We start from the raw sequence: 23,127 nt of genomic DNA, 5'->3' as shown, positions 1-23,127 counted from the left end.
ACGATAGGGAAGCTTGTAACTCATGGGAAAGTGGTGAGAATGCTGCGAAAATCCGGATTCTTTCGGCTGTCGTCCCTGCTGTTGTCCGTTCTCCTTGCACTCGTTGGCTGCGCTTCTGCGGATCATGCTGAACACGCCAGCACTGCTCTCGCACAAAAAACAGATACGCCAATGCTTGCGGAGCTGTCCATCCCGTTGCAGGTCGAGCTTGATCCGGCTCCGGCGAAAAACGTGAAAGAAAACACGCTGCGCATTACCGTGCCAGCCGAGCATGCAGCCAAGCTGGCCAACGCAAAAGTCTCCGTGTCCCTGACCATGCCCAATATGGACCACGGCGCTATCGTCTTTGAAGCGACGCAGGAAAAAGCAGGCGAATACGTCGCGCAAATCGTGCCGACCATGCTGGGAGAATGGCTGGCTACGATTACTTTCGAGATGGACGGCACAGCCATGAGCACAGCGTATTCTTTTGAAGTGGAGCCATAATAGTTAAAAGCATCGTAATGACTACCACAGCCACGGATTGACGGTGGGAATCCAGCCGTTGATGGTCATTCCCCGCAAGACGGACAATATCCCGATGCAGAGCGCAAGAGCGTTGCCCATGACCATCACCTTGGAGCGAAATGCTTTCGACAAAACCAGTGAAAACAACGCGATTGCCACGAGCGCGGGCAAAGTGCCCAAGCCAAACACGCCCAAGGTCGTCATCCCTTGCAGGACGCTGCCAGTAGCGGCGGCTTTCATGTGCATCGTATACGTCAGTCCGCAGGGCAAAAAGCCCAGCAGCAGTCCGCTTGCCAGCACAGGCACTGTTCCCTGCCGCTCTTTTTGCAATTGCAACAGCTTTTGCGCGGCGGGGAGTTTGAGCGGACTGTATTTGTCCAAAGGCAGCGCCACTTTTTTGACGACCCAGAGAATGATCAACAGCCCTCCGGCGATATTGGCAATTCCCTGCAATCCGACTACGACTCCTGCCGCATTCACAAACGATCCGACAAAGCCCATAAATGCGCCTACGGCCATGTACGTCACAATTCGCCCCGTATTGTATGCCAGGATCGTTTGCGCAAGCGACGCTTTGGATTGAAGCGTCATGGTGGACATGATCCCGCCGCACATCCCGATGCAGTGAGGAGCGCTGATCAAGCCTGTCACAAAGACGAGCCAGTAGTCGTACAGTCCAGCATTCATCCCGCAGCCCCTTTTTTTCCATTATTTTCACGCTCATGCAATGACGCATCCTTTTCCTAACGTAATGGCTGCGGCTAGTATTTATGACTTCGCGGCAAATGAAAACGCCCCCGGCTTGTCTTACTTGCGGGGGCGTTCCTGGGCTGGCAAAGTGACCTTGATGGTCGTGCCGACTCCTGTTTGGCTGTCGATTTCGATGCTGCCTTTTGCAACCTGGACAATTTTCTGGACGATGGCTAAACCGAGTCCGCTGCCTGTCGCTTCCCGGTTGCGGGACTTGTCGCCTTTGTAAAAGCGCTCGAAAATGTGCTGGCGCTCCTCCTCCGAAATGCCGATCCCTGTATCGCGGATGATGACGGCGATGTCGGGCGATTGCTGAATCGAGACAAAGATGGTGCCATGCGGCGGAGTAAACTTGATGCTGTTGGACAGCAAATTGATCCATACTTGATTGAACAGCTGCTTGTCTGCGGTGACGAGTGTGTCCGGCAGTTCCAGCTCTAGCTCCAGCTTTTTCTGCTGCCATTGGCGTTCCAGCAGCAGTACGACTTGTCGCAACTGCTCGTCCAGCCGATATTCGCTCGGCTCGTACAAGCCCGTTTCCTTGTCCAGCGAAGCGAGCGTCAAAAGCTGCTTGCTCAGTGAGGAGAGTCGCCTGCTCTCTTCCTCGATAATCGCCAAATACTCCGCCTTTTGCGCCTCTGGCATGCCGCCGCTGCGGATCGCCTGGGAAAATCCCTGGATGGAAGCAAGCGGAGACTGGATTTCGTGCGAGACGTTGGAAACAAACTCTTGGCGCATGTCATCGAGCTGCTTCAACGATTCTGTCATCTGCGCAAAGTTGGCCGCCAGCTCCCCGATTTCGTCTCGGCGCGAGATGTCGAGCTGGATTTCGTACTCGCCTTCCGCCAGCTTTTTCGTCGCCTGGCTCAGTTTTTGGATCGGCCGAACCAAATAGCGGGTGAATATCAGAATAAACATCAAGCTGAGCAAAAACATGGCGACAAGCAACACGGCAAACATCACATGGACCTCGCCAAACTGCTGCTCGATGCTGGGCCGCACAAACAAGGCGTATTTCCGTCCTTCTGCTTCCAGCGGCAAACCGATGCTGTTTTTCAGCGTATTTTCAAAAAATCCGGTAACGAACAATCCGTGTTGTTCTTCGGCGATTCCTCTGTACGTTTCCCCGGCAAGCACCTTTTGCACGATCTGCGGCTCAATCTGCTGGTCGCGGAAAGGCGCTCCGAACGTTTGGACTTGTCCGTTCTCGTCTACGAGATACAGCTGAAAATTGAGATTGGCTACATGGGTCATAAAGGCAGGCAAGTCCATACTGGCGGCATTATGCTCGTACAAATCGATGATCTGCTGTCCGATCCGGGTAATTTTTTGTTCATTGTACGTGCGCATGTTGCGCTGGTAATATTCGTTGGCAAGGAGAAAGCCAAGCGTCCCGCTGACGATGACAATCGCGACGAACATGAGCACGACCCGAAAGTAGAGGGATCTCATCCGCCGCGCACCTCCAGCTTGTAGCCGAGGCCGCGAACAGTGGAAATGACAAAGTCATCGGTCTTGTCCGTAAATTTTTCCCGCAGCCGTTTGATGTGGACATCGATCGTGCGGCTGTCGCTCTCGTTATCTCCTCCCCACACCAAATCCAGCAGTTGATCCCGCGTAAAAGTCCGGTCGGGAAAACTGGCGAGCTGGGCGAGCAGTTCAAACTCCTTGAGAGGGAGATGCATGACTTCGTCTTTGATTTTTACAACGTGGCTCATCCGGTCGATGACGGTGTCATGCATGACAATGACCTGCTTGCTGACCATCTGGTAGCGGCGCAGCAAAGCCCTGATCCGATACAGCAATTCCGTCGGCTCGAACGGCTTGGTGAGGTAGTCGTCCGTTCCGGCCAAAAATCCTTTTTCCTTGTCCCTTACTTCGCCTTTTGCCGTCAGCATGATGACGGGAATATCGTAGTATTCGCGGATCTCCTTGCACAGCTCCCAGCCGTTTTTCCCCGGCATCATCACATCGACGATCGCCAACTGAACTTTTTCCTGCTCAAGCAAAACGGATGCCTGGCTCCCATCTGCGGCAGCCAGCACGCGGTATCCTTCTTTTTCCAAATAAAATCTCAGCAGTTCACGAATGTGCGCATCGTCATCTGCGACCAAGATCGTCATTTTCATCAGGCTTCTCCCCTTGCCGTGTCTATCTCAAGGCTGATGATCTGATTATAACGGGTAGCATCTCCCGCGATGCAGTCCCTTACGCAATTTTTCCGGTTCAGTTCCGTTGCGGAAAAAGGGACGCAAGGTTGCATTCATCAGTATAGTTAGGGAATATGAACGGCAGATGAACAAAAAGCCATCGCTGCCTAAGCAACAATGGCCTTCGATTCTTATTGGTTAAACGTCTCTGCAAACCAGTTGGCGGAAGCGTCCACTTCCATCCTGGTCAACTGGTGACCGTATGACTCCCAGTGCAAAGTCACATCGGCCCCAGCCGCTGCCAACAGCTGCTTCAGCTCCTCCGACTCCTCGGGAGAGCAAATCGGGTCGTTCGTTCCCGCCCCGATGAACACCGGGATGCCGCTCATGTCAGGCAGGGGAATCCCGCGCCTTGGCACCATCGGATGATACAGCACCGCCCCGCGCAACGAATTGGCGTAATGGAACAGCAAGCTTCCGGCAATGTTCGCTCCGTTGGAATATCCGACTGCGACGATATTCTCCCTGTCCAACTGGTAGTTGACCGCTGCCTGATTCAAAAATTCATGCAGCTCCTCCGTGCGGAACACCAAATCTTCCTCATCGAACACACCCTCTGCCAGGCGACGGAAAAACCGGGGCATGCCGTTTTCCAGGACGTTGCCTCTGACGCTGAGAATAGAAGCGCCGGGATGAATCAGCTCAGCCAGCGGCACGAGATCGTTTTCGTCCCCTCCTGTTCCATGCAACAGCAACAGAGTGGGGGCTGCGAGATCGCTTCCTTTTCGAAAAATGTGTTTCATTCCTTGTCCTCCGCAAGCACGCGCACGGCAATCGGCGGCAGTCCCTGCTCGATCTCGGCGCGATGTGGTTCATACCATTCGGGCAGCATCAGCTTTTCACCGAGCGACTCGAATGGCTCGTCTCGTTCAAAGCCTGGCGGGTCAGTGGCAATCTCAAACAAAATCTCGCCTGGCTCGCGGAAATAGATGGCGTGGAAATACTGCCGATCAATAATATCGGTAGGATGGAAGCCAGACTGCGCCACTCGCGATTGCCACAAGCGGTGATCCTGGTCATCCTTGGCCCGCCAAGCGATATGGTGCACAGTTCCTGCTCCGCCTGCGCCTCTCGGCATTGGCTCGGCGTTGACATCAATGATATTGCCCAGGTCGCCGGGTGCCTGGAAGCGGACAAGCCCGTTTTCTTCGCCGACTCGGGTCAGGCCCATCAGCTTTTCCAACACTTCCATCGTGTGCTTCGGCGCAACGCTGTACAGAATCGCCCCACCGAATCCTTTGATTGCCTTGTCAGCGGGAATACCTCCAAACGTCCACTGGCTCGCGGGGCCGCCTTCGCGCTCGACAATCTCCAGTTGCAAACCGTCCTTGTCGGCAAATTGCAGATAGATTTCCTGGAAGCGCTCTACGCGGCGATACTCCACCTGGAACTTGTCGAGACGCTTTTCCCAAAAATCGAGCGAGCCGACAGGAACGAGAAAAGTAGTGTAGCCGACTTGTCCACCGCCTATGCGGCCATGTCGCGCCGTTTCCCACGGGAAGAAAGTAATCGCCGTTCCGGGACTGCCCACCTCGTTGCCGAAGTACAGATGGTACACTTCGGGGGCATCGAAGTTGATCGTTTTTTTGACCAGTCGCAGACCGAGAATGCCTGCGTAAAAATCAACGTTATCCTGTGCATTTTTGACAAAGGCTGTAATATGATGAATACCTGCTGTTTGTTGAGACATAGCTGATGACCTCCTTCATATATTTTTGCTTCTATTTCTCGATTATTCGGCCTGGAATGTGTTGTAGCTGACGAACTCCCCTACCGGCTTGCGGTACCCTCTCACGCGTTGGCTCGCTGTATCTTCTTTTCCGATCGTAATCATCATCGTCGGCACATAACGATCCGGAATGCGCAAAATATCGCGGACTGCCTCCGGATCAAAGCCGATCATCGGGCACGTGTCCCAGCCCTTGTCTTTGGCGGCAAGCATGAAGAGCATGGCCGACAGGCTCGCATTGCGAATCGCTTCATCCCGTTTGAACTGATCTCCACCAGCTTCGTAGAAGGAATGGACAGACGATACAGTTTGATCGTATTCGCGCTGATCCATGACTCCCAAATGCAGCAGCCCCTCGTGGATTGGCCCCACATTTTTGTACGCCTCCAGATCGCCGAGCACCAAGATGACAGCGGACGCAGTTTTTACCTTATACTGTCTCTGTGCTGCTTCATATACTCGTTCCTTTGTCTCTGGCTCGGTCACGATCACATAGTGCGCGTGCTGGAGATTAAAAGCGGATGGGGCAAATTTGACGAGCGACATGATCTCCTCAAGTTCAGCTGTCGTAATAGATTCAGTAGGGATAAATTTATTGGCAGATCTCCGGTTTTTCACTAATGCAGTAAACTCGCTCATTTTGATTTCCTCCTCGACATCACCGAATGGTGTGTGCCATTATCATCATTTTTAAAAATCTTTAATTTAAGATATTAACACAAAAAACAACTTAACGATTGCCCTTGAGGATACTGACTGCAACAAACTTGGTTGGTCGAGAAGCTGATGAGCGCGTGCAGTAAATATCTTTAATTTAAGATAATTATAGAGCCAGCATGACTCGTTGTCAACCTTTCGGGCCAGAAGAAAGTTTTTCTCCCGGCCCTGCTTCATCTATCGGGGCAATTCGCTTACAGAAACCTGCAAATCCGCTTCTTTTGGCAGCCATGCCCGCATTTGTTCCCATTTAAACAACTGTTCAATATGGTACACGCCTTGCGGAAAATCTTCCGAGTAGAGTGTTTTAGCTGCAAATGCGGCCACTTTTGCCGTCATATATGACTGGTCGCGCCCTTGCAATTGACACGTCGCCATTGCCGCGTGATTGCCCGCTTTTCCCCGTGCCTCGATCTTGATGGCAAATAGATCGTCTCCCCATTTCCAGCGCAAAAACGATTCCACGACGGCTTTCCGCACGGTTGGTCTTTTAAGCAGTCGGCAAATTCCGCTGCGGCGAAACGCAGCCACTGCTCTCGTCACCCACTCCTGATCAAAACAAAGCCGTGTGGAGACTGACGCTACACCGAGCGTTCCGGCGAGTGTCTGCTGATCGGAAAAAGGGAAGCGGTACGCTTTCTTTTTCCCCAGTTTTGCTCCGAAATCGACCAGTTTGCCGTCTGTCATGCTCTCTACGCTCACCCGGCGATGATCTTGCGTCACATCATAGCGCGTGCACAGATGGTCTACGGTCCATTCCATCGCCGCCTTGCCGTGCCGATCTCCCAAACCGAGCATGATGAAAATATCCAGCTCCGTCACTTCTTCCAGCAAACGATGCGCATGGGCTGCGAGCAGATTCGTCAAGCCCGGCGCAAGTCCGATACTGAGCACGGCAGTTCCTGTAACCTTCGCTTGGGAACGCCTGCCCCATTGCTCCAGGCGGGTCAAAAAGGCACCGGATGCAGACACATCGATGTAGTGCGTTCCGCTCAAAAGGCACTGCTCGGCGAATGCCGTATCATGCTGGTCCAGACACATCACCACCAGCTTTACTTCCGCAAGCAGCTCCTGCTCTGGCGGCTGTCGAAGATCGAACGCGAGAGGGCGCACTTTCCCCGCTGTTTCCCGGCAAAAAGCCTCGGCCTTTTCCATGCTGCGCCCGGCGGCATACACCTGGCCTGGATACAGCTCCCCGAGTTCCTTGCAGATCGTTGCCCCTACATGTCCGTAACCGCCCACCACCAGGATTTTTTGTTTTTTCATGCGCCTCGTCCTCTCTTCTGTAAAAGCTTCTCGGCCCTGCCCCCTGCGTGGACTGGAACGATTGAAGCCTGGCATCCGTCTGGTCGCTATCCGTTTGCTCGCTTTTTCCGGTCGTTGCTACGGGTCGCATACCCCCAGATGCACAGGCAGCATAAGCTGAGCCAGCCGCCCATGATGAACACGGTTTTGTACGCTTCCAAATCTGGTTGCGCCCCTGCTGTTTGTCCGTTCATCATCCCCAGGCCAAGTGCCGCGCCTGTCACCAGTCCTGCGTTTCGGGTGAGCGCGATCATGCCCCCGACTGCCCCGGCATGCTCCAGCGGAACGTGCTTCATGATGTAACTGTTGTTTGGCGAGGCGATCAGCCCCATCCCGGCGCCCACCAGCGCAATCGCTGCGATCAGTTCAACCGCGGACATGTGCCCAAGCCATACTCCCAAAGCGGCCAGTCCTGCTCCCATGCTCCCCAGTCCGGCCAGTACAACGGCTTGAGCCTGATAACGGTCGGCGGCCCAGCCCCCAAGCGGCCCCGTCAATGCCAGCAGCAGAGGGTACGCTGTGAGCAGATAGCCAGCTGACAGAGAAGACATTTTCGCATAATCAAGCAGGTAGAACGGCATAACGACCAAAACCAGGTTGGCCAACACGAACGAAGCAAAACTGATCAAAAGCCCTGTCGAGACAGCAGGAAGCCGAAAAACCGCGACAGGCAAAAACGGCTCTGCCTGATGGCGTCCTCGCCAGATCAACAGCCAGAGCACGACGATGGCAAGGCCGTAAAGCATGATTTGCCGCGCCGATAGCCAGCCCCATTCATTTCCGCCAGAAATCGCAAAAATCAGGGAACTGACTGCAATCGTGAACAAGCCCGAGCCAAAAACATCGATTGATTTCGCCTGTTTTTTCGGCAAGTGAACAGGAATGTAGCGAAACGCAAGCACAGTCGCTACAACCGCTACCGGAACATGCGCGAGAAACAGCCATTCCCAGCTGAGTACGGAAGCAATAAATCCGCCTGCAATCGGGCCAGTCATCCCGCCGAGCGCTACAGCCGTGCTCATGATCCCAAGCGCTCTCCCACGCACTTCCTTTGGGAGCAGCAGTGTAATCAGAGCGATATTCGTAGCCTGAAACATCGCCGCACCGACGGCTTGCACGACCCGCAGGACAAGCAGTGTGGCAATCGTCGTCGAACATGCGACGAGAACCGAGCTGATGGTAAAGAGCAAAAAGCCGTAGTTGTGAAGCATCCGGTGGCCGTATCGGTCACCGAGCTTGCCCATGACGGGAAGCAGCGAAGCGATGACGAGCAAATATCCGGTCGTAATCCATTGGGCCACTCCCAACTCCGTCTGAAACAGTTGCGTAAAAGAAGGCAGCGACACGTTGACGACTCCTGCCGTGAAATGCGACAAAAAAGCTCCAAGGCAGATCGCTGTCATCATGCAAAAGCGCTGTTTCGCACTCATAAGCGTCTGAAACTGCACGCCTGTTTGCATCATCATCACCTGCTACTTTTGACCGCGAACCAGGCATTGATCAGATAAGAACCGAAGTAGCGCGAGCTGTGCTCGAACCCAGCCTCTTCCATCAGCTCTTGCACTTGGCAGGCTGGGATCGGATCAGATTCTTGGCCCATGGAGGCCGCAAAACGCTCCCACTCGGCAAGAGAAATGCCGTTGTCGGTCATATGCGTGCGCCAGGCTTGCATTTGCATGGCAAACGCCTGCGACTGCGGATCGCCAGCAATGGCTGCGAGACAAAACGGGGCACCTGGCTTCAGCCGTGCCGCAATCTGCTGCAACAGCTCTCTTTTTGCGGCAAGACCTTTGACAAAATGAAGCACGAGCAGACATGTCGCCGCATCGTAGACTGTCTGTTCCGGCAGCACGTCGACCGTTCCTTCGTGCAAAACCGTACGCGCAGCCAAGTCCGCGCCAGCCGTTCTGTGCCGGGCGCGTTCGAGCATTTGTGCGGATGGATCAACACCTGTAAACGTCCAATGCTCATGTTTTGCTCCCAGTGTCACGATTTCCTGACCGCCGCCAGCGCCTACAACAAGGATGTGCTCCTGCTCTCCGGTTTGCGGCAGCTTTGCTCCCAGCAGGCGCTCCGTCATTTCGTACAAGTAGGCGTACCCGGGAATTTTCAGCGCGATTGTCTGCTCATATTTCGCTACTTCCGGATGGTGCCAGCTTAAAGGCCGCTGTTTTTCTGTCATCTGTCTCTCTCCCGTCTTTTCCTGTCGTCAATTGCCAAAGCCTCCGTTGATCTGCTTGCGAGAAGTACGTGCCGCCATGTTGCTCCACCGAAGCTGCCGTTACATCAGCCAAAATGTTCATTGGCCTACATCCCAGCACAACAATGCGCGTTCCGAGAGCGAGCGCTTCGTCCAGATCGTGTGTCACGAGCAAAACGGTCGGCTGCTCGCTTTCCCACAGCTTCCTGAACAACTGGTGCATGCCAGCTCGTGTAGCAGCGTCCAGACTTTGAAAAGGCTCATCCATAAACAACAGTCCAGGCCGCGCGGCAAAAGCGCGAACGACCGACACACGCTGCCGCATCCCGCCGCTCAACTGGTCAGGGTATGCATGCAGCACCGCACTCAAATCAGCAGCATCCAGCATGGCAAGCACCCGCTCTTGTTCTTGCTCTTGCCGTTGCTCCAACACCCACAGGACGTTTTCTAGCACCGTCTTCTCAGGCAGAAGGCGCGGTTCCTGAAAAACGTAGCCCAGCCGTTCCCCTTCATCGCGCGAAATGACTCCCTGCGCAGGCCGGATCAGCCCGGCAGCCATTTTCAGCAGAGTCGTTTTGCCAATCCCCGATGTTCCCATCAGGCACGTCACTTGACCTTTGGCTGCCTCCAGCGAAAAGTTATCGAAAAGCAGCCGACCAGCTCCATATTTCAACGAGATTCCTGTAAATCGCATGCGGCGCTCCCCCTCCTTTCGCGCGGCCGGGTGATTTTGCGCACGAGCACTTCCAAAGCCATCCCCAACAAGGCAACGAGCAATGTCCAGGCCATCACTTCTTCCGTTTTCAAGTAAATGCGCGCTGTGTTCATCGAAGCTCCGATCCCCGTCTGTCCGCTGATCAGCTCCGCCATGACGATCGTTTTCCAGCCCATGCCGACGCTGACGGTAAGCGCAGCCGACCAGAACGGAGCGAGCGCTGGCAAAATAATATCCACGAGCTGCTTGCGGCGATTGACCGAAAAGACGCGCGCCATCTCTAGCAGCTCCTTGGGCAATTGCCGCACGCCCTGCAAGGAATTGAAAAAGAAGAGCGGAAACAGGGCGAGTGCCACGACGAAAATTTGCGCCCCGCCATTCACCCCGAGCCAGAGAATGGCAAGCAGCATCCAGGAAACGGGGGGAACTGCCTGCAACACGGAAACGGCCGGGCTAACCAGCTTGAACACCAGCTCTTGTGCGCCTGCGAAGACGCCAAGCCCGGTTCCAAGCAAAAAAGCGATACCGAAGCCCGCTGCGAGCCTGAGAAACGAGTAGAGCAGCGGCTCCATCAGGCGGCCTTTTTCGTATAAGCCAATCAACGTCTGCAAGCTCTCCCACGGCCCCGGCAAAATGACAGGAGGATACACGCGGGACAGCCCCTCCCAAGTCAAAAGCAACAGCAAGTACGTAAGGCCGCTCGGCCAATTGTTACGAGCCGTAGTAAAAATCGGCATCTGGCACTGATCCTCCAATCGAATCGGGAGCGATTTGCAACAGAACGCCCAGGTAACGCTCCACTTCCGGTTTGGCTGTCTGCGCGTCCTTATAAAGCAGCGTAATTTTGGGCAGAGCAGAAGCCAGCACCGCCTCTGGCATGCCAAACTCTTCTGCCGCGATTTTCAATGTCTCGCCCGCTTGCTGGTTGACCTGCCGGACAGCCTCCTGATACGACTGTTCGAAGCGGGCGATATCCGCTGCATGCGTTTTGGCCCAGTCGCGATTGACGAAAACGGCCGTTTGCGGCAAGTCTTGTCCGAACTCAGCCTGCCACTCTTTTTGAAAATCGACGACTTCGCTCACTTTCCCTTTTGTTTTCATCCGCAAGCCACTCAGTACAGGCTCAGGCAACACAGCGTGCTTGATTGTGCCCGCCGCCAGTTGCTGCATGATGTCCGGAATTACGCCGTAGGCCAGGTTCACTTTGCCTTGCAGTCCTTTTTTGGCAAGCAGATGTTGCGTCAAAATATCGGGCGGCCCGCTTTGCCCCGGGATATAGACCGTCTCGTTGCTCAATTGCGAAAGCTCGCGCACGTTTGGGTCAAGTGAAATCAAATACATCGAGCCGTACGTGTTGACGTGAAGCAGCTGGATCGGCATTCCCTTTGCGTACAGATTGGCCCCGACATTGATCGGAGCAGCGTACAATGGCGCTTCATTGCCCTGTATGCCAGCCAGCAGTTGCTCTATGGAATCCCATTTGGCTATTTGGAACGTACCGTCTGCCTCTGTCTTTTCCATATAGACGGCAGGAATCAGAGACGGTGCCTTGGGCGTAAGCAGCGTGATCGCGGCAGGGCTGGCAGCAGGCCCCGGCTGCTCGGCTATGTTAGTTGCCGTGTTCGTTGTGGCGCAACCAGTCAAAAGAATCAGCGCAGCCAGACTGCTTGCAAACATGCGGGTAGCGTGGCGGTAAATGGATTTCATAGCAATTCTCCAACTCCTCGTTGACTTTTGGCATCTCTTCATTAAGAATTATTCTCAATTATAGAGATGCACGATAGGAGCACCATCCCACAAATATGGGATTTTTCTGCGAATCCGCTGAATCTATACGCACAGGAGAGCACAGATGAATGCAAAATGGGAAGCAAGCAAACGAAAACTGCTGACTCTGGCAAAGCGGCATTCCTCTTCTCAGGACTACCGGACGGCGCTTTTGCAGGAGCTGCGGGAGTTCGTGCCTTTTGACGGGGCGTGCTGCACGGCGGTAGACCCGCAGACGCTTCTGTCTACAGGGGCCATAACCGAGGACGGGATTGAGGCGATTCATCACGGGATTTTTGAATATGAGTACCTGCGTGAAGACTTCAATCGGTACGATCAGTTGAGCCAGTCAGCAGAAGCGGTCGCCACGCTTCATCAGGCAACCGGAGGCGAGCTTGTGCGCAGCGCGCGTTACCGCCATGTCCTGTTCCCTGCCGGATTTGCCGATGAACTGCGTGCGGCGCTCAAGTACGATGGAGCTTGCTGGGGATTTTTGACGTTGTTTCGCTTTCAGGGGCGGCCTTTTTTTAGCGAGGAAGAGCGCGAGTGGATGGCGGAACTGGCACCGTTGATCGCCTACCAGCTGCGAAAAACGAGCCTGTCCCTGCCTGCCGAGGAGACTTCCTGGATGGAGGAAGAGACGGGGATTTTGCTCATGTCTGATCAATTGGCGATCCAATCGGCCAACACGACCGCAGACAGATGGCTCTCGCTTTTGCGCAAGTGGGAGTCGATCGATCGCCGCACCTTGCCGCGACCAGTGCGCGCTGTCTGCTCCCGGGCGTTGGCGCAATTGAACGAGTCTGACCCGAAAGCGTCCATGGCAAAAGTGTGCATCCGCATGCCTGATGGCCCTTATGTCGCGATTCAAGCAAGTCCGCTGCACGGCCAGGACGGCGCTGTCCATCTGGCGGTTTTGTTCAGCCCGGCCAAGCCAGCCGATATTCTTCCGATTGTGTGCGAGGCTTACGGATTGTCCGAGCGTGAAAAGCAGCTGCTCGCTCTGATCGTGCGCGGCTTCTCTACCAAAGAGCTTGCGCACAGGCTGCACATCTCTGCCTACACGGTGCAGGATCATTTGAAGTCGATTTTCGTGAAAACAGGCGTATCCAGCAGACGCGAGTTGATCTGGCAGCTGTTTTCGAGATTCGGCGTGGAGGCAAGCGAAGGGAAATGAACAGCAGCCTGGTCGCACCACTATTCCGGTGCAATCAGGCTGCTTTGTTGTTGCGATCATGTCATCTGATAAATCTGGATCAGGTTCCCGCACGTATCGTTCAAAACGGCGAGGATCACGTTTCCAGCCTCGGTCGGAGGCGTCTTGAAAACTACGCCGAGCTGAGTCAAGCGCTCGTACTCTTTGTTGACGTCACTCACTTCAAACGCCGTCGCAGGGATGTTTTGCTCAAAAATCGCTTTTTGGTAGGTCGATGCAGCCGGATTTCCGTTCGGCTCCAGAAGCAACTGTACACCGTCCGGCTCTTCCGGAGACACCACTGTCAGCCACTTGGCCCCTCCCATCGGAATGTCCATTTTGGTCACGAAACCGAGTATCTCCGTATAAAACTTTTGCGCCTTTTCCTGATCGTCTACAAACACACTCGCCAAACTGATTCGCATAAGGAACCTCCTGATTACTTTTCAGCCTATTTCGCTACTGTACCCCCGATGGGCTGCTTTCCTACCTACCTGTCTTTGGGCAAGGCAAGATGAAAAATCCATTCCTCGTCATACACGACAAAAGCTCGCTGCTCGGCATTCGCTTGCGAGACCGCAACGACGTCAACTGGCAGCGAAGTATAAATAGCCTGCTCTTCCGGCAAGCAATAAGCGGCGATAGCAGGAAAGTCGTCTTGCTCATACGGTCTGATCCAAAATCCATTCGCTACAGTCATGGAAGCTCCCTTCTATTCCTGGCACGCCTCTCTCAGCTTCTGATCGAGCACCTGAAAGACGCTTGCCAGCTTTTCTGCGGGAACGTTCGCATAGCGATCGCCTATGCTCACTTCGTAGTAGCTGGAATGCTCGTCTACCTTCCGCGCATAATGGGAGATTCCTACGCCTGTCTCCTCGCAAATGGAAAGAAGAATTTGCTCGAAACGCTCTTTGGGCAAACGGACATGCACATGGAACATGTTTGATACAGGTACGGCAGGGATGGTGGTGACACCGTGGCATTGGTTGTATCTGCTGGCGAGGTCTTTGGCCTGCTCGTAATACTCGCCGAACTTGCCCTTTCTCGCTTCAAAGTTGGCTTCGGCAGTCAAAATGTACGGATACAAGCTGATCAGATCGCCGCCATGGCGCCTTTTCCAGATCACGGCCTCTTTCGTGAAAGTCTCGTCTCCGGCCAAAATCGCTCCGGCGATGCCGCCGACTCCTTTGTACATCGAGATATAGACACTATCGAACAACGCGCATACTTCCTCGGCCGTTTTCTGATAGTATGGCAAAATTTCCAGAAGCCTTGCCCCATCCATATGCAAGCGGATGCCTTTTTCCTTGCAGTGGCGCGAGATTGCTTGCAACTCCTCGTAGGACGGCAGTTGTCCGCCGATTTCACGCTGCGGGAGTTCCAACAGCAGGCAGGAAATCTCCTCCGTCATGCCGAGGACATCGTCCAGCGCAATTACCCGGTGTTTGTCCGCAAGCAGCACCGCGTCGATGCCGTGGAGCTTGCGCAGCCCTTCCTCTTCATGAATCTCCAGATGGCAAAGCGGATGGTACGCCACCCGGTTGATGCCTTTTTCCTCGGACCAGATGCGCATGGCGATTTGCTGTGCCATCGTACCGCTCGGGAAAAAGACGGCGGATTCTTTTCCTAAATATTTTGCCATTTTACGCTGAAAATTCTCGATGACCGCTCCCGTTCCGTACACATCCGCCTGGAGGTCGCCATCCAGCTCCTGAAAAACAAGCTGCAATTGGCGGATATCTCTCTTGCTGTGCCCAGCTAACTGATAGGTCGTCTGATTGAATGCTTGCAGCAACGTTTTCTGATCTTCCATGTCGACAGGTCCCCTTTTTCCAGCTGAGTAGGCTGCGATTGTTTGCATGCGGCTTTGCCATGCCCCTTCTTCCAAGATACCATATCTTTTTCGCAGCCTTCTCAAAATTATTGCTTCAAGTGCAATTGACGGTATTCGCTGGGGGTGCTCCCTGTCGTCTTTTTGAACAGCGTAATGAAGTACGGCGTGTTTGGCATGCCGACCTCCGTGGAAATCGCGGCGATTGACTTGTTTGATTGAGCCAAAAGCTCTTTTGCCTTGTCCAGCCGTTTCTGCTGAATGTATTCCACAGGCGTCATTTCCTTGATTCGCTTGAACGTGCGATGCAAATGGTAGGGGCTGCCGTGGCACATGTCTGCCAGATGGGCCAAGCTCAGCTTTTCGGTGTAGTGAGAGTCGATATATTGCGTCATTTGTGCGACCCACTCGCGATCCGGCAGGCGCTGACCCGTCGGCTTGCACCTTTTGCACGGGCGAAACTCCTCGCGAATCGCCTCGCTCGCCTGTTCAAATATCCGCACATTTCCCCATCTCGGCGGCTTCGACTTGCACGATGGGCGACAAAAAATGCCCGTCGTCTTCACCGCGTAAAAAAACTGCTGATCATAGGTCGCATCGTTATTGATGATGGCTTGCCATCGCTCCTCAGTAATCCCAAGCTCCATGTTGCCCACCTCCACCGTCATTATACCCCCAAGCGAACCGCTTCGTGCTCGGTTGTAAATAAAATAGCAAGATAACGAAATGACAGTCCAGCTTTTCTTGCGATACAACTAAGAGAGTGCCAAAAGGAGGCTGTTTGATGATGAATACAAACAAACGAATATATACGGAATTGCCACGCCAATGTCTACCTGCCAACGCTTGGGTCGATAATAAGAAGGAACTGATCCTGCATACCGAACAACCTTTTTCATTTTCCCAAAACCTCCATTACTTGTCGCGCAGCAACAACGAGTGCCTGTACCAGATTGAAGGAGATCGGCTGTACAAAGCGATTCCTGTTGACGGCGACATCCCTGTCGTAGAAATTCGCGACGACGATGACGGGCAGCTGTCTGTTCGTTTTCTCGGAGACGCTCCGCCGCCAAATGTACGCGCCCAAGTAGCGCAGTACGTTTACGACTGGTTTGATCTGGGAACCAATCTGACAAAGTTTTACGACCTGGCCCAAAACGATGCCTTGTTAAAAAACGCTGTCGCTTCTTACTACGGGCTGAAAAATATGGGCATCCCCGACCTGTTTGAAGCGATGAGCTGGGGCATTATCGGACAGCAAATCAACCTGACGTATGCCTATACGTTGAAAAGACGTCTCGTGGAAAGCTTCGGGCAACGGGTCGAGCACGCAGGGCGAACTTTTTGGGTGCATCCTGCGCCGCAAGTGATCGCCGAACTTACCGTGCAAGACCTGGAAGCGCTGCGGATGACCACGAAAAAGTGCGAGTATTTGATCGGTGTTGCACAACTCATCGTTGAAGGGAAACTATCGAAAGAGCTATTATGGGACGGAGGAGATTGTAAAAAGGCGGAGAAAAAGCTGATCAGCATTCGCGGGATTGGTCCGTGGACAGCCAACTATGTCCTCATGCGCTGTCTGAGGATGCCGTCTGCTTTTCCGATCGACGATGTCGGCCTGCACAATGCCATCAAATATGTTCAGGGTACGGAGACAAAACCGACCAAAGCCGAAATTCTGGCGCTGTCCAGCAGTTGGACAGGCTGGGAGTCTTACGCCACCTTTTACTTATGGCGTTTTCTCTACTAACCAAAGGAGGTTTCACTCGCATGCTGAAAATAGGCTCGCACGTTTCCTTCTCCGGCAAAGGTCTGCTCAATGCCGCAGAAGAAGCCGCCACCTACGGCTCTAGCACGTTCATGATTTATACGGGAGCGCCGCAAAATACAAGACGCAAACCGATCGAAGACCAATACATTGAAGAAGGCAAAGCTGTCATGGCCAAAGAGGGCGTCGAGGAAATTGTCGTGCACGCCCCTTACATTATCAATCTCGGCTCCTATAAAGAAGACACGTTTGAACTGGCTGTCCGCTTTTTGCAAGAAGAAATTCGCCGGACTGACTACATCGGCGTCAAAAACATCGTGCTCCATCCCGGCGCCTATACCGACAAGGACGCGGAGTACGGCATTGCCAGAATCGCCGAGGGCTTGAATGAAGTTCTCGCCGGCGTGAAAGACACTGACGTCAAGATCGCGCTGGAAACCATGGCCGGAAAAGGAACCGAGATCGGACGCAGCTTCGAAGAACTCGCCGCGATCATCGAAAAAGTCGAAGACAACAGCAAGCTCGCCGTCTGCATGGATACGTGCCACATTCACGATGCGGGCTACGATATCGTCAACGATTTTGACGGTGTGCTGGAGCAGTTTGACCGCACCATCGGCCTGGACCGCCTGAGTGTCGTTCACCTGAACGACAGCAAAAACTTCCGCGGCGCCGGAAAAGACCGCCATGCGCCAATCGGTGCCGGGCTGATCGGCTTTGACGCGATGAACTACATCGTCAATCACGACAAAATCCGCCACCTGCCGCTCGTTCTGGAAACACCGTGGATCGGAAAAGAAAAAGGCAAGGAGCGCCCGATGTACAAAGCCGAGATCGCCCTGCTGCGCGGCGAGATCGAACAGCGCTTCGGCGACGAATTTATGGATCACGTGGAGCGGCTGGACTATTTCTTCCGCAAGCAAGATGTGACCAGACGCGAATATGTCGTCGGCATCTGGGATCTGTTGAAAAACGACGCGAAAGCCAAAAAAGCGGACGGTCGCGAGCCGATGGAACGACTGTACGACATGGCGCACGAAGCACGCTTGTTCCCGGAGCTTTCCGAGGAAGAGCTGAATCAACGCCTGACCGCCTGGTTTGCCATCCCGAAATTCTCGTAAGCCAGGCCGCATGAATCTCTCTGGCAGATTCGGCCTGAACAGCGGTGCAGCCAAAGAAAAAACGTACTTGCTTCTCGGAAGCGACGGTCGGTTGTATCGAAGCCAAACTCCGGGTACAATCGGTGGCTATCGGCGGAAAAAAATATACGGACGGCTGGACTGCCCCTCCGCTCTGCGTGCCATCGCACGGGGAGGATATGTAGCCCATCGCGTATTTTTCGCTGACGAAAAGACCGCTGTCGCTGCGGGCTATCGGCCCTGTGCAGTTTGCCTGCCTGACAAATACGCTCTGTGGAAAGCGGACCGCTCCCTATAAACTGCTGGAAGCGACATGCGACCGCTGTGTATTCATGCATTTCCTACAGCTACAGTAAATCCTACACGCCAAAAAGCTGGCCCGTGCCGATGACGGAAGCCAGCTTTTTGGCTTTTTGCTTTCTTCGCTGCTTTACTCGTTCACGCTGCCAGACACGCCATTTTTGTGCAAAAGGGGAACAGGCGGAATGACTCGGAAATACGGGACGCTCGTGACGATGGAGATACCCGCTTCCCGCAACACGGCTGCCATCTCTTCCGCTTCCTGCGCCGGAATGTCGCCCAAGGCAAAAGCATGACTGATCGCAACTCGCCCCTGCAAACCAGCCTCCGTGGTCATGGCTGCCAGCCGCTTCATGGTGAACGTGCCGAGATGACCGTGGTCGTGCAAATGCAAATCGATACCCGCCCCCGCTTCGACAGCCAAATCGACCATCTGATAGAGCGACTCTTCAATGTCCTGATCGACTGTCGCCGGGTCCACGCCGCCGACGTGTGTCGCCCCTTGCCGCAGCGCTTCCCTGACGAGTCCTTTCGCCTTGGTGCGCAACAGCCCGTGCTGCGGGAACGCGACGATTTCGTGCGTCAGCCGATCCGCATACGTCGCAAGCGCCGCCTGAACCTGCTCCAGGTTGGAGATTCCTACTTTCGGATAAATGTCTACATGAGTACGCACATAGGTGGAGCCGTATGACAGCAGGACAGCAAGGAAGTTTTCCGCTCGTTCCTTGGTGGACGTCGCAAGCCCCGGCAAAATCCGCTTTTCGATCTCGCAGCGCTCGATCACGTTTGCGGCCGGGATCACTGCCCGCCATTCCTCGCCCAACAGTGTCTTGTCCAGGTGGACGTGCTTTTCCAGCAAGGTCGGCATAGCCAACAGCCCTCTGGCGTCTTCCCGCTCGATGCTATCCTCGCTCAGCTCGTCAGCAGCAGACACGATCCGGGCGTTACTTGCGATTCTCAGCGCACAACTGATAGCCCCAGCCCCAGACGGTCGTAATCATCCCCGCCGCTTCCGGGGAGCGCTGGGACAGCTTTTTTCTGATTTTCCGCACGTGGGCGTCAACCGTGCGGGAATCCCGCTCGGTTTCGTCATTCCAGACATTTTGCAGCAAATCTTCCCGCGAAAACGTCTCATTGGGATGCAGCGCGAGAAAATACAGCAGCTCAAACTCTTTGGGAGCCAGTCCCACTGTTTTTCCGCTGACCGTGACCCGATGAGCCAGCGGTTCGATCAAAAGGTCAGGATAGGAGATCGCCACAGGAGAGCCGCTGCTTTTTTTGCCTGTTTCTTGTAGACTGGCAGTCCGATGCAGGATGGCCTTGATTCTGTATACAAGCTCGTGCGGGCTGAACGGCTTGACGACATAATCATCGGCTCCCGCCTCAAAACCTCGCAAGCGGTCAGCCTGCTCCCCTCTGGCCGATACGATGACAATCGGCACCGGATCTGTTTCGCGCAGACGCAAGCACAGCTCGATCCCGTCCATACCGGGCATCATGAGATCGAGTATGATGAGGTCATAATCGATCTGTTTGACCAGTTTCAACGCTGCGAATCCGTCCTCTGCCTCATCCACGACATATCCCGCATTTTCCAGATACATGCGCAAAATACGCCTGATTCGCTCCTCGTCGTCCACGATCAAGATTGTAGCAGGATGATCTCCCATGACGCTCTCCCTCCTCGCTTTTGCAACTGCTCCCTACGCTCCCAAAAATCGCTTGGCCGCAGGAATCCGCCTGATGACAAGCAAATCGACAAGCAGCACGGCAACCAGGGAAATGCCCACCAGCGGAAAAAACAGTCCAAACGCGATGATGATGGCTGCGACGCCTTTCATCAGCTTGTAGTTTTTCGGCAAAGCTGGCGCTCCCAGCTTGCCAGCCGGCTTGCGTTTCCACCACATGATCAGCCCGGTAAGCGAAATGCCTACCAAGCCGAGGCAAGTCAATGCCGCCAAAAGCTGGTTCGGCCAGCCGAAAAAGCGTCCCTCGTGCAAAGCGATGCCGATTTCGATTGCTTTTGCCATTGTCCCGTAATCGGCAAAACGCAAGTCAGCGAGCACCTTGCCGCTGTATTGATCGATGTGCAGCGTCGCGTTATCTACCGGAGATTTCGGGAAAACCGACACGGTGTAGACGCCTTTTTCTCCTTCGGGCAGATTGATCGTATATCCGGCAGGGACTTTGCGCTCAGTAGCAATGTTGACTACTTGTTCCAACGGCAATGTTTGTACTCCGCCTTTTTGAGCGGATTCCGGCACGGGCATGTTTTCGGCAGCCCACGATACTTCGGCAACAGCCTTTGTCGGGATCACCGACTCCGGTACGCTACCCCACAGTTGGTCGGGGTAGCCGGATTGTGCGGAAGTGGCTGCCTTGTTGACGTAATCGCCCCAGACGCCAGACCACGGCAAGCCTGTCATGATCAGTACAGCGGTAAACAAAGAGAGCCAGAAAGCGGGCACAGCATGCAAATCCCGCCAGAAAATGCGTTTTCCTTGCGTGAATCTCGGGATCAGCGTTCCGTACAGCGATTTTGTGTTGCGCGGCCACCACAGATAGACTCCGGTTACGAGCAAAATCATTCCCCAACAGGCTGACAGCTCGATAATCCGGTCGCCTGTTTTCCCTGCCATCAGCTCGCCGTGAAGTTTTTTCATGACTTGCATGAGCTTGTTCTGATCATTCAGATCGCCGACGATTTTGCCGTCAAACGGACTGACGAAGACAGTTTTGCTGACCTTGTGTTCGACAATGCCGACCTCAGCCGTTCGTGTCGGCTCATCAGACGGACGGTAGCGTGTGATGACGGCTTCCGGATAAGCCTGTCTTACTGCCTCAACCTGCATGGTCGGCGATACAGCCGTATGTCCCGCCGCGACATAGTAAAGGTCCTTGTACATCCACGCTTCAATCTGCGGCTTGTACAAATAAATTCCGCCAGTGATAGCTAATAAAATCAGAAAAGGAGCAAAAATAATACCTGCGTAAAAATGCCACCGCCAGATCGCCACATACAAGCGTTTTTCCTTTTGTGGCTCCTCTGTTGCTTCTTGCTGATACGTTTGCGGCATCGCCATATACCCGCGTTCCCCCTCGTACTGATGATTTTACGAAATTGAGTATATGACGATTGCCCGTTTCGCTACATGACTCAACCTGGCTATTTTGGGCATGAATATGTGTCGGAAGATTGACAAGTTTCAGTTCCCGCTTCCCAAAAAGAAAAGGATATAGAGGCGGCTCTATACCCTTTTTCTGTATCGATTAAAAATCAAAGTTGTCCGGATCTGGACCGACGCGATGATTTTCATTCAAGCCGTCGATCAGCTCCATATCTTCTTTTGTCAGCTCAAAATCAAACACCGAGGCATTCTCGACAATGCGCTGTTCTTTTGTCGATTTCGGAATCGTCACAACGCCATGCTGCAAGTCCCAGCGCAAGATGATTTGGGCAATCGATTTTTGGTACTTCTCAGCGATCCCTTTCAGGACAGGATTGTCCAGCAATTGGCCCTGCATCAGCGGCGACCACGCTTCAAACTGGATGCCCTGCTCCCGGCAGTAGGCGCGCAGCTCTGTTTGGGACAGTCGCGGATGGAACTCCACCTGGTTGACCATCGGCTTGATTTCGGCGTCCTTGAGCAGCTCTTCGAGATGATGAATGTGGAAGTTGCTCACTCCGATCGCCTTGACGCGCCCTGCTTTGTACAAAGTTTCCAGCGCTCTCCACGCCTCTTTGAATTTGCCTTCCACCGGCCAGTGAATCAAGTACAGATCGAGGTAATCCAGCCCCAGCTTGTTCAGGCTCGTTTCGTAGGCAGCCAAGGCGGATTCGTAGCCAAGGTCGGCGTTCCACACTTTTGACGTCACAAAAAGGTCTTCTCTCGCCAAGCCCGCTTCTTTCAGGCCAGCGACAATGCCGCGTCCGACACCTTCTTCGTTCTCGTAAATCGCCGCCGTGTCGATGCTCCGGTAGCCGTGCCGGATCGCAGCTTTTACGGCGTTTTCCAGCTCCGATCCTTCCGCGACTTTAAATACGCCAAGGCCCAGCCAAGGCATTTTCACGCCGTTGTACAGTGTGGTAGTCTCTTGCAAATGCTTTGCCATGATTAATTTCCTCCATCCCTATTGTCTATTTATGAAAGACAGTCTACAGTAGTCAAATATGCGGGGTACGGTTTGACAAGTGCTATTATGAGAGACAATAGCCAAAAGAGAAAGTACGTACTTTTTTGTGCGATAGGTACTAAAAAGTGCCTATGCATGCAGGAGGGAACCGTTCTTGAAAAAGAAGTACAACATTTCAGTCGAAGCCACACTCGAAGTTATCGGCGGCAAATGGAAGTGCGTCATTCTTTGCCATCTGACGCACGGGAAAAAACGCACGAGCGAGTTGAAGCGGCTCATGCCCGGCATCACGCAAAAAATGCTCACCCAACAGCTACGCGAGCTGGAAGACGATGGGATTATCAACCGGATCACTTACAATCAGGTTCCGCCAAAGGTCGAGTACGAGCTGAGCGAGTACGGCTGGAGCCTGAAAAGCATTTTGGACGCGTTATGCGCCTGGGGTGAACAGCATATTATCAAGGAGTACGGGGACAAATATGCTGTATTGGAAGACAGCATTCTCAATAAATAACAACCGCGGCACCCCCATTCATGTGATTGAGAAAAGGATAGGTTCACCTTGGAAGCAACCGCATCTCCTGTTTTGCGCCAGTTGGGCAGCTCTGCCCTGCTGCTGTCGCCGCTGGGGCTTGGCTGCTGGCAGTTCAGCAACGGCAATGACATGGTCTACTCCTTTTCCTCGGTTGCCAGTGAAATGCGGGAAATGGTCGGCGAACTTTCGCGAGTCTGGTCTGAAAAAGACGTTGCCGCTCATCGAAGTGTTGGACGAACTGGCAGACAAATACGCGTCCTCCTCCACACAAAAAGCAGGCTGTGATCCGCGAGTAGATCACAGCCTGCTTCGTTTTTTCAAGAAC

The 23,127-nt window shown here is 53.9% G+C and carries 26 protein-coding genes and 1 pseudogene; 7 read left to right on the top strand and 20 right to left on the bottom strand.

The genetic code is table 11. The features are described 5' to 3' along the window. Positions 1-39: 39 nt before the first annotated feature. A complete protein-coding gene (locus tag HP435_RS02165; RefSeq protein ID WP_173599714.1) occupies positions 40-486 on the top strand; it encodes a FixH family protein in 447 nt (148 codons plus the stop codon). A 21-nt stretch (positions 487-507) separates the two neighbouring features. On the opposite strand, the gene HP435_RS02160 is transcribed toward HP435_RS02165, so the two are convergent. From HP435_RS02160 to HP435_RS02105, 12 genes are all read right to left on the bottom strand, one after another. After that, the gene (locus tag HP435_RS02160; RefSeq protein WP_173599713.1) at positions 508-1,194 is read right to left on the bottom strand and encodes a sulfite exporter TauE/SafE family protein; all 687 of its coding nucleotides are present in this window, start codon (positions 1,192-1,194) and stop codon (positions 508-510) included. Between the two features lie 120 nt (positions 1,195-1,314). Next, positions 1,315-2,709, bottom strand: coding sequence for a sensor histidine kinase (locus HP435_RS02155; protein ID WP_173599712.1), 1,395 nt, complete (start codon positions 2,707-2,709; stop codon positions 1,315-1,317). Beyond that, complete coding sequence (locus HP435_RS02150; RefSeq protein ID WP_173599711.1) at positions 2,706-3,386, bottom strand: response regulator transcription factor; 681 nt, start codon at positions 3,384-3,386, stop codon at positions 2,706-2,708. The genes HP435_RS02155 and HP435_RS02150 overlap by 4 nt, the downstream gene beginning before the upstream one ends. Positions 3,387-3,598: 212 nt before the next feature. Next, on the bottom strand, positions 3,599-4,210 hold the full coding sequence (locus tag HP435_RS02145; RefSeq protein ID WP_122962197.1) for an alpha/beta hydrolase: 612 nt from the start codon (positions 4,208-4,210) through the stop codon (positions 3,599-3,601). Beyond that, the gene (locus HP435_RS02140) at positions 4,207-5,157 is read right to left on the bottom strand and encodes a ring-cleaving dioxygenase (protein WP_122962196.1); all 951 of its coding nucleotides are present in this window, start codon (positions 5,155-5,157) and stop codon (positions 4,207-4,209) included. The genes HP435_RS02145 and HP435_RS02140 overlap by 4 nt, the downstream gene beginning before the upstream one ends. 42 nt (positions 5,158-5,199) lie before the next feature. Further along, positions 5,200-5,835 (bottom strand): nitroreductase family protein, encoded by a 636-nt coding sequence (locus HP435_RS02135; protein ID WP_122962195.1) that lies wholly within the window; start codon positions 5,833-5,835, stop codon positions 5,200-5,202. Positions 5,836-6,090: 255 nt separating this feature from the next. Next, positions 6,091-7,179: a saccharopine dehydrogenase family protein gene (locus tag HP435_RS02130; RefSeq protein ID WP_173599710.1), complete on the bottom strand. Its 1,089-nt coding sequence runs from the start codon at positions 7,177-7,179 to the stop codon at positions 6,091-6,093. An 86-nt stretch (positions 7,180-7,265) separates the two neighbouring features. Beyond that, complete coding sequence (locus tag HP435_RS02125) at positions 7,266-8,684, bottom strand: MFS transporter (protein WP_229049793.1); 1,419 nt, start codon at positions 8,682-8,684, stop codon at positions 7,266-7,268. Further along, positions 8,684-9,400 (bottom strand): class I SAM-dependent methyltransferase, encoded by a 717-nt coding sequence (locus HP435_RS02120; protein ID WP_122962193.1) that lies wholly within the window; start codon positions 9,398-9,400, stop codon positions 8,684-8,686. The genes HP435_RS02125 and HP435_RS02120 overlap by 1 nt, the downstream gene beginning before the upstream one ends. Next, the gene (locus HP435_RS02115) at positions 9,345-10,112 is read right to left on the bottom strand and encodes an ABC transporter ATP-binding protein (protein WP_122962192.1); all 768 of its coding nucleotides are present in this window, start codon (positions 10,110-10,112) and stop codon (positions 9,345-9,347) included. Before HP435_RS02115 ends, HP435_RS02120 begins: the two co-directional genes overlap by 56 nt. Next, positions 10,088-10,870, bottom strand: a complete 783-nt coding sequence (locus tag HP435_RS02110) for an ABC transporter permease (RefSeq protein WP_122962191.1) — start codon at positions 10,868-10,870, stop codon at positions 10,088-10,090. Before HP435_RS02110 ends, HP435_RS02115 begins: the two co-directional genes overlap by 25 nt. Then, on the bottom strand, positions 10,845-11,840 hold the full coding sequence (locus HP435_RS02105) for an ABC transporter substrate-binding protein (RefSeq protein WP_173599709.1): 996 nt from the start codon (positions 11,838-11,840) through the stop codon (positions 10,845-10,847). Before HP435_RS02105 ends, HP435_RS02110 begins: the two co-directional genes overlap by 26 nt. Before the next feature lie 145 nt (positions 11,841-11,985). Here HP435_RS02105 and HP435_RS02100 point away from each other — a divergent pair, with 145 nt between their 5' ends. Next, positions 11,986-13,077 carry a helix-turn-helix transcriptional regulator gene (locus HP435_RS02100; RefSeq protein ID WP_122962189.1) on the top strand — a complete coding sequence of 364 codons (1,092 nt, stop codon included), beginning with the start codon at positions 11,986-11,988 and terminating at the stop codon, positions 13,075-13,077. Between the two features lie 56 nt (positions 13,078-13,133). On the opposite strand, the gene HP435_RS02095 is transcribed toward HP435_RS02100, so the two are convergent. The 4 genes from HP435_RS02095 to HP435_RS02080 form a co-directional block, all read right to left on the bottom strand. Beyond that, the gene (locus HP435_RS02095) at positions 13,134-13,520 is read right to left on the bottom strand and encodes a VOC family protein (RefSeq protein ID WP_173599708.1); all 387 of its coding nucleotides are present in this window, start codon (positions 13,518-13,520) and stop codon (positions 13,134-13,136) included. A gap of 65 nt (positions 13,521-13,585) precedes the next feature. Continuing rightward, a complete protein-coding gene (locus tag HP435_RS02090) occupies positions 13,586-13,795 on the bottom strand; it encodes a hypothetical protein (protein WP_173599707.1) in 210 nt (69 codons plus the stop codon). Positions 13,796-13,807: 12 nt separating this feature from the next. Further along, positions 13,808-14,908: a threonine aldolase family protein gene (locus HP435_RS02085; protein ID WP_173599706.1), complete on the bottom strand. Its 1,101-nt coding sequence runs from the start codon at positions 14,906-14,908 to the stop codon at positions 13,808-13,810. Positions 14,909-15,015: 107 nt separating this feature from the next. Further along, on the bottom strand, positions 15,016-15,573 hold the full coding sequence (locus HP435_RS02080; RefSeq protein WP_122962185.1) for a bifunctional transcriptional activator/DNA repair enzyme AdaA: 558 nt from the start codon (positions 15,571-15,573) through the stop codon (positions 15,016-15,018). A gap of 137 nt (positions 15,574-15,710) precedes the next feature. Here HP435_RS02080 and HP435_RS02075 point away from each other — a divergent pair, with 137 nt between their 5' ends. From HP435_RS02075 to HP435_RS02065, 3 genes are read left to right on the top strand one after another with little or no spacing between them, the layout of a single operon-like run. Further along, the gene (locus HP435_RS02075; protein WP_173599705.1) at positions 15,711-16,676 is read left to right on the top strand and encodes a DNA-3-methyladenine glycosylase family protein; all 966 of its coding nucleotides are present in this window, start codon (positions 15,711-15,713) and stop codon (positions 16,674-16,676) included. Between the two features lie 20 nt (positions 16,677-16,696). Beyond that, positions 16,697-17,815: a deoxyribonuclease IV gene (locus HP435_RS02070; RefSeq protein ID WP_173597912.1), complete on the top strand. Its 1,119-nt coding sequence runs from the start codon at positions 16,697-16,699 to the stop codon at positions 17,813-17,815. A gap of 10 nt (positions 17,816-17,825) precedes the next feature. Then, positions 17,826-18,131, top strand: a complete 306-nt coding sequence (locus tag HP435_RS02065; RefSeq protein ID WP_173597911.1) for an Ada metal-binding domain-containing protein — start codon at positions 17,826-17,828, stop codon at positions 18,129-18,131. A 141-nt stretch (positions 18,132-18,272) separates the two neighbouring features. On the opposite strand, the pseudogene HP435_RS02060 reads toward HP435_RS02065, so the two are convergent. From HP435_RS02060 to HP435_RS02045, 4 genes and pseudogenes are all read right to left on the bottom strand, one after another. Further along, positions 18,273-19,034: pseudogene (locus HP435_RS02060) on the bottom strand (amidohydrolase family protein); the annotation flags it as partial. A gap of 43 nt (positions 19,035-19,077) precedes the next feature. Next, entirely contained in the window at positions 19,078-19,803 is a 726-nt protein-coding gene (locus HP435_RS02055; RefSeq protein WP_122962181.1) for a response regulator transcription factor, read from the bottom strand. 33 nt (positions 19,804-19,836) lie between these two features. Then, positions 19,837-21,216, bottom strand: a complete 1,380-nt coding sequence (locus tag HP435_RS02050) for a PepSY-associated TM helix domain-containing protein (RefSeq protein WP_122962180.1) — start codon at positions 21,214-21,216, stop codon at positions 19,837-19,839. Positions 21,217-21,403: 187 nt separating this feature from the next. Then, positions 21,404-22,246, bottom strand: coding sequence for an aldo/keto reductase (locus HP435_RS02045; protein ID WP_122962179.1), 843 nt, complete (start codon positions 22,244-22,246; stop codon positions 21,404-21,406). A gap of 175 nt (positions 22,247-22,421) precedes the next feature. Here HP435_RS02045 and HP435_RS02040 point away from each other — a divergent pair, with 175 nt between their 5' ends. Next, the gene (locus HP435_RS02040) at positions 22,422-22,781 is read left to right on the top strand and encodes a winged helix-turn-helix transcriptional regulator (RefSeq protein WP_122962178.1); all 360 of its coding nucleotides are present in this window, start codon (positions 22,422-22,424) and stop codon (positions 22,779-22,781) included. A 48-nt stretch (positions 22,782-22,829) separates the two neighbouring features. Further along, positions 22,830-23,087: a hypothetical protein gene (locus tag HP435_RS02035; protein WP_229049792.1), complete on the top strand. Its 258-nt coding sequence runs from the start codon at positions 22,830-22,832 to the stop codon at positions 23,085-23,087. Positions 23,088-23,127 lie beyond the last annotated feature (40 nt).

Source organism: Brevibacillus sp. HD3.3A, from assembly GCF_013284375.2.
Taxonomy (GTDB): Bacteria; Bacillota; Bacilli; order Brevibacillales; family Brevibacillaceae; genus Brevibacillus; species Brevibacillus parabrevis.
Note: the sequence above shows the minus strand (reverse complement) of the source record. Positions and strands in the feature narration are given on the sequence as shown.

Bases quoted from the DNA above. Each gene is read 5' to 3' on its own strand.
- HP435_RS02165 (WP_173599714.1), top strand. From the start codon at position 40: ATGCTGCGAAAATCCGGATTCTTTCGGCTGTCGTCCCTGCTGTTGTCC.
- HP435_RS02160 (WP_173599713.1), bottom strand. From the start codon at position 1,194: ATGAATGCTGGACTGTACGACTACTGGCTCGTCTTTGTGACAGGCTTG.
- HP435_RS02155 (WP_173599712.1), bottom strand. From the start codon at position 2,709: ATGAGATCCCTCTACTTTCGGGTCGTGCTCATGTTCGTCGCGATTGTC.
- HP435_RS02150 (WP_173599711.1), bottom strand. From the start codon at position 3,386: ATGAAAATGACGATCTTGGTCGCAGATGACGATGCGCACATTCGTGAA.
- HP435_RS02145 (WP_122962197.1), bottom strand. From the start codon at position 4,210: ATGAAACACATTTTTCGAAAAGGAAGCGATCTCGCAGCCCCCACTCTG.
- HP435_RS02140 (WP_122962196.1), bottom strand. From the start codon at position 5,157: ATGTCTCAACAAACAGCAGGTATTCATCATATTACAGCCTTTGTCAAA.
- HP435_RS02135 (WP_122962195.1), bottom strand. From the start codon at position 5,835: ATGAGCGAGTTTACTGCATTAGTGAAAAACCGGAGATCTGCCAATAAA.
- HP435_RS02130 (WP_173599710.1), bottom strand. From the start codon at position 7,179: ATGAAAAAACAAAAAATCCTGGTGGTGGGCGGTTACGGACATGTAGGG.
- HP435_RS02125 (WP_229049793.1), bottom strand. From the start codon at position 8,684: ATGATGATGCAAACAGGCGTGCAGTTTCAGACGCTTATGAGTGCGAAA.
- HP435_RS02120 (WP_122962193.1), bottom strand. From the start codon at position 9,400: ATGACAGAAAAACAGCGGCCTTTAAGCTGGCACCATCCGGAAGTAGCG.
- HP435_RS02115 (WP_122962192.1), bottom strand. From the start codon at position 10,112: ATGCGATTTACAGGAATCTCGTTGAAATATGGAGCTGGTCGGCTGCTT.
- HP435_RS02110 (WP_122962191.1), bottom strand. From the start codon at position 10,870: ATGCCGATTTTTACTACGGCTCGTAACAATTGGCCGAGCGGCCTTACG.
- HP435_RS02105 (WP_173599709.1), bottom strand. From the start codon at position 11,840: ATGAAATCCATTTACCGCCACGCTACCCGCATGTTTGCAAGCAGTCTG.
- HP435_RS02100 (WP_122962189.1), top strand. From the start codon at position 11,986: ATGAATGCAAAATGGGAAGCAAGCAAACGAAAACTGCTGACTCTGGCA.
- HP435_RS02095 (WP_173599708.1), bottom strand. From the start codon at position 13,520: ATGCGAATCAGTTTGGCGAGTGTGTTTGTAGACGATCAGGAAAAGGCG.
- HP435_RS02090 (WP_173599707.1), bottom strand. From the start codon at position 13,795: ATGACTGTAGCGAATGGATTTTGGATCAGACCGTATGAGCAAGACGAC.
- HP435_RS02085 (WP_173599706.1), bottom strand. From the start codon at position 14,908: ATGGAAGATCAGAAAACGTTGCTGCAAGCATTCAATCAGACGACCTAT.
- HP435_RS02080 (WP_122962185.1), bottom strand. From the start codon at position 15,573: ATGGAGCTTGGGATTACTGAGGAGCGATGGCAAGCCATCATCAATAAC.
- HP435_RS02075 (WP_173599705.1), top strand. From the start codon at position 15,711: ATGATGAATACAAACAAACGAATATATACGGAATTGCCACGCCAATGT.
- HP435_RS02070 (WP_173597912.1), top strand. From the start codon at position 16,697: ATGCTGAAAATAGGCTCGCACGTTTCCTTCTCCGGCAAAGGTCTGCTC.
- HP435_RS02065 (WP_173597911.1), top strand. From the start codon at position 17,826: ATGAATCTCTCTGGCAGATTCGGCCTGAACAGCGGTGCAGCCAAAGAA.
- HP435_RS02055 (WP_122962181.1), bottom strand. From the start codon at position 19,803: ATGGGAGATCATCCTGCTACAATCTTGATCGTGGACGACGAGGAGCGA.
- HP435_RS02050 (WP_122962180.1), bottom strand. From the start codon at position 21,216: ATGGCGATGCCGCAAACGTATCAGCAAGAAGCAACAGAGGAGCCACAA.
- HP435_RS02045 (WP_122962179.1), bottom strand. From the start codon at position 22,246: ATGGCAAAGCATTTGCAAGAGACTACCACACTGTACAACGGCGTGAAA.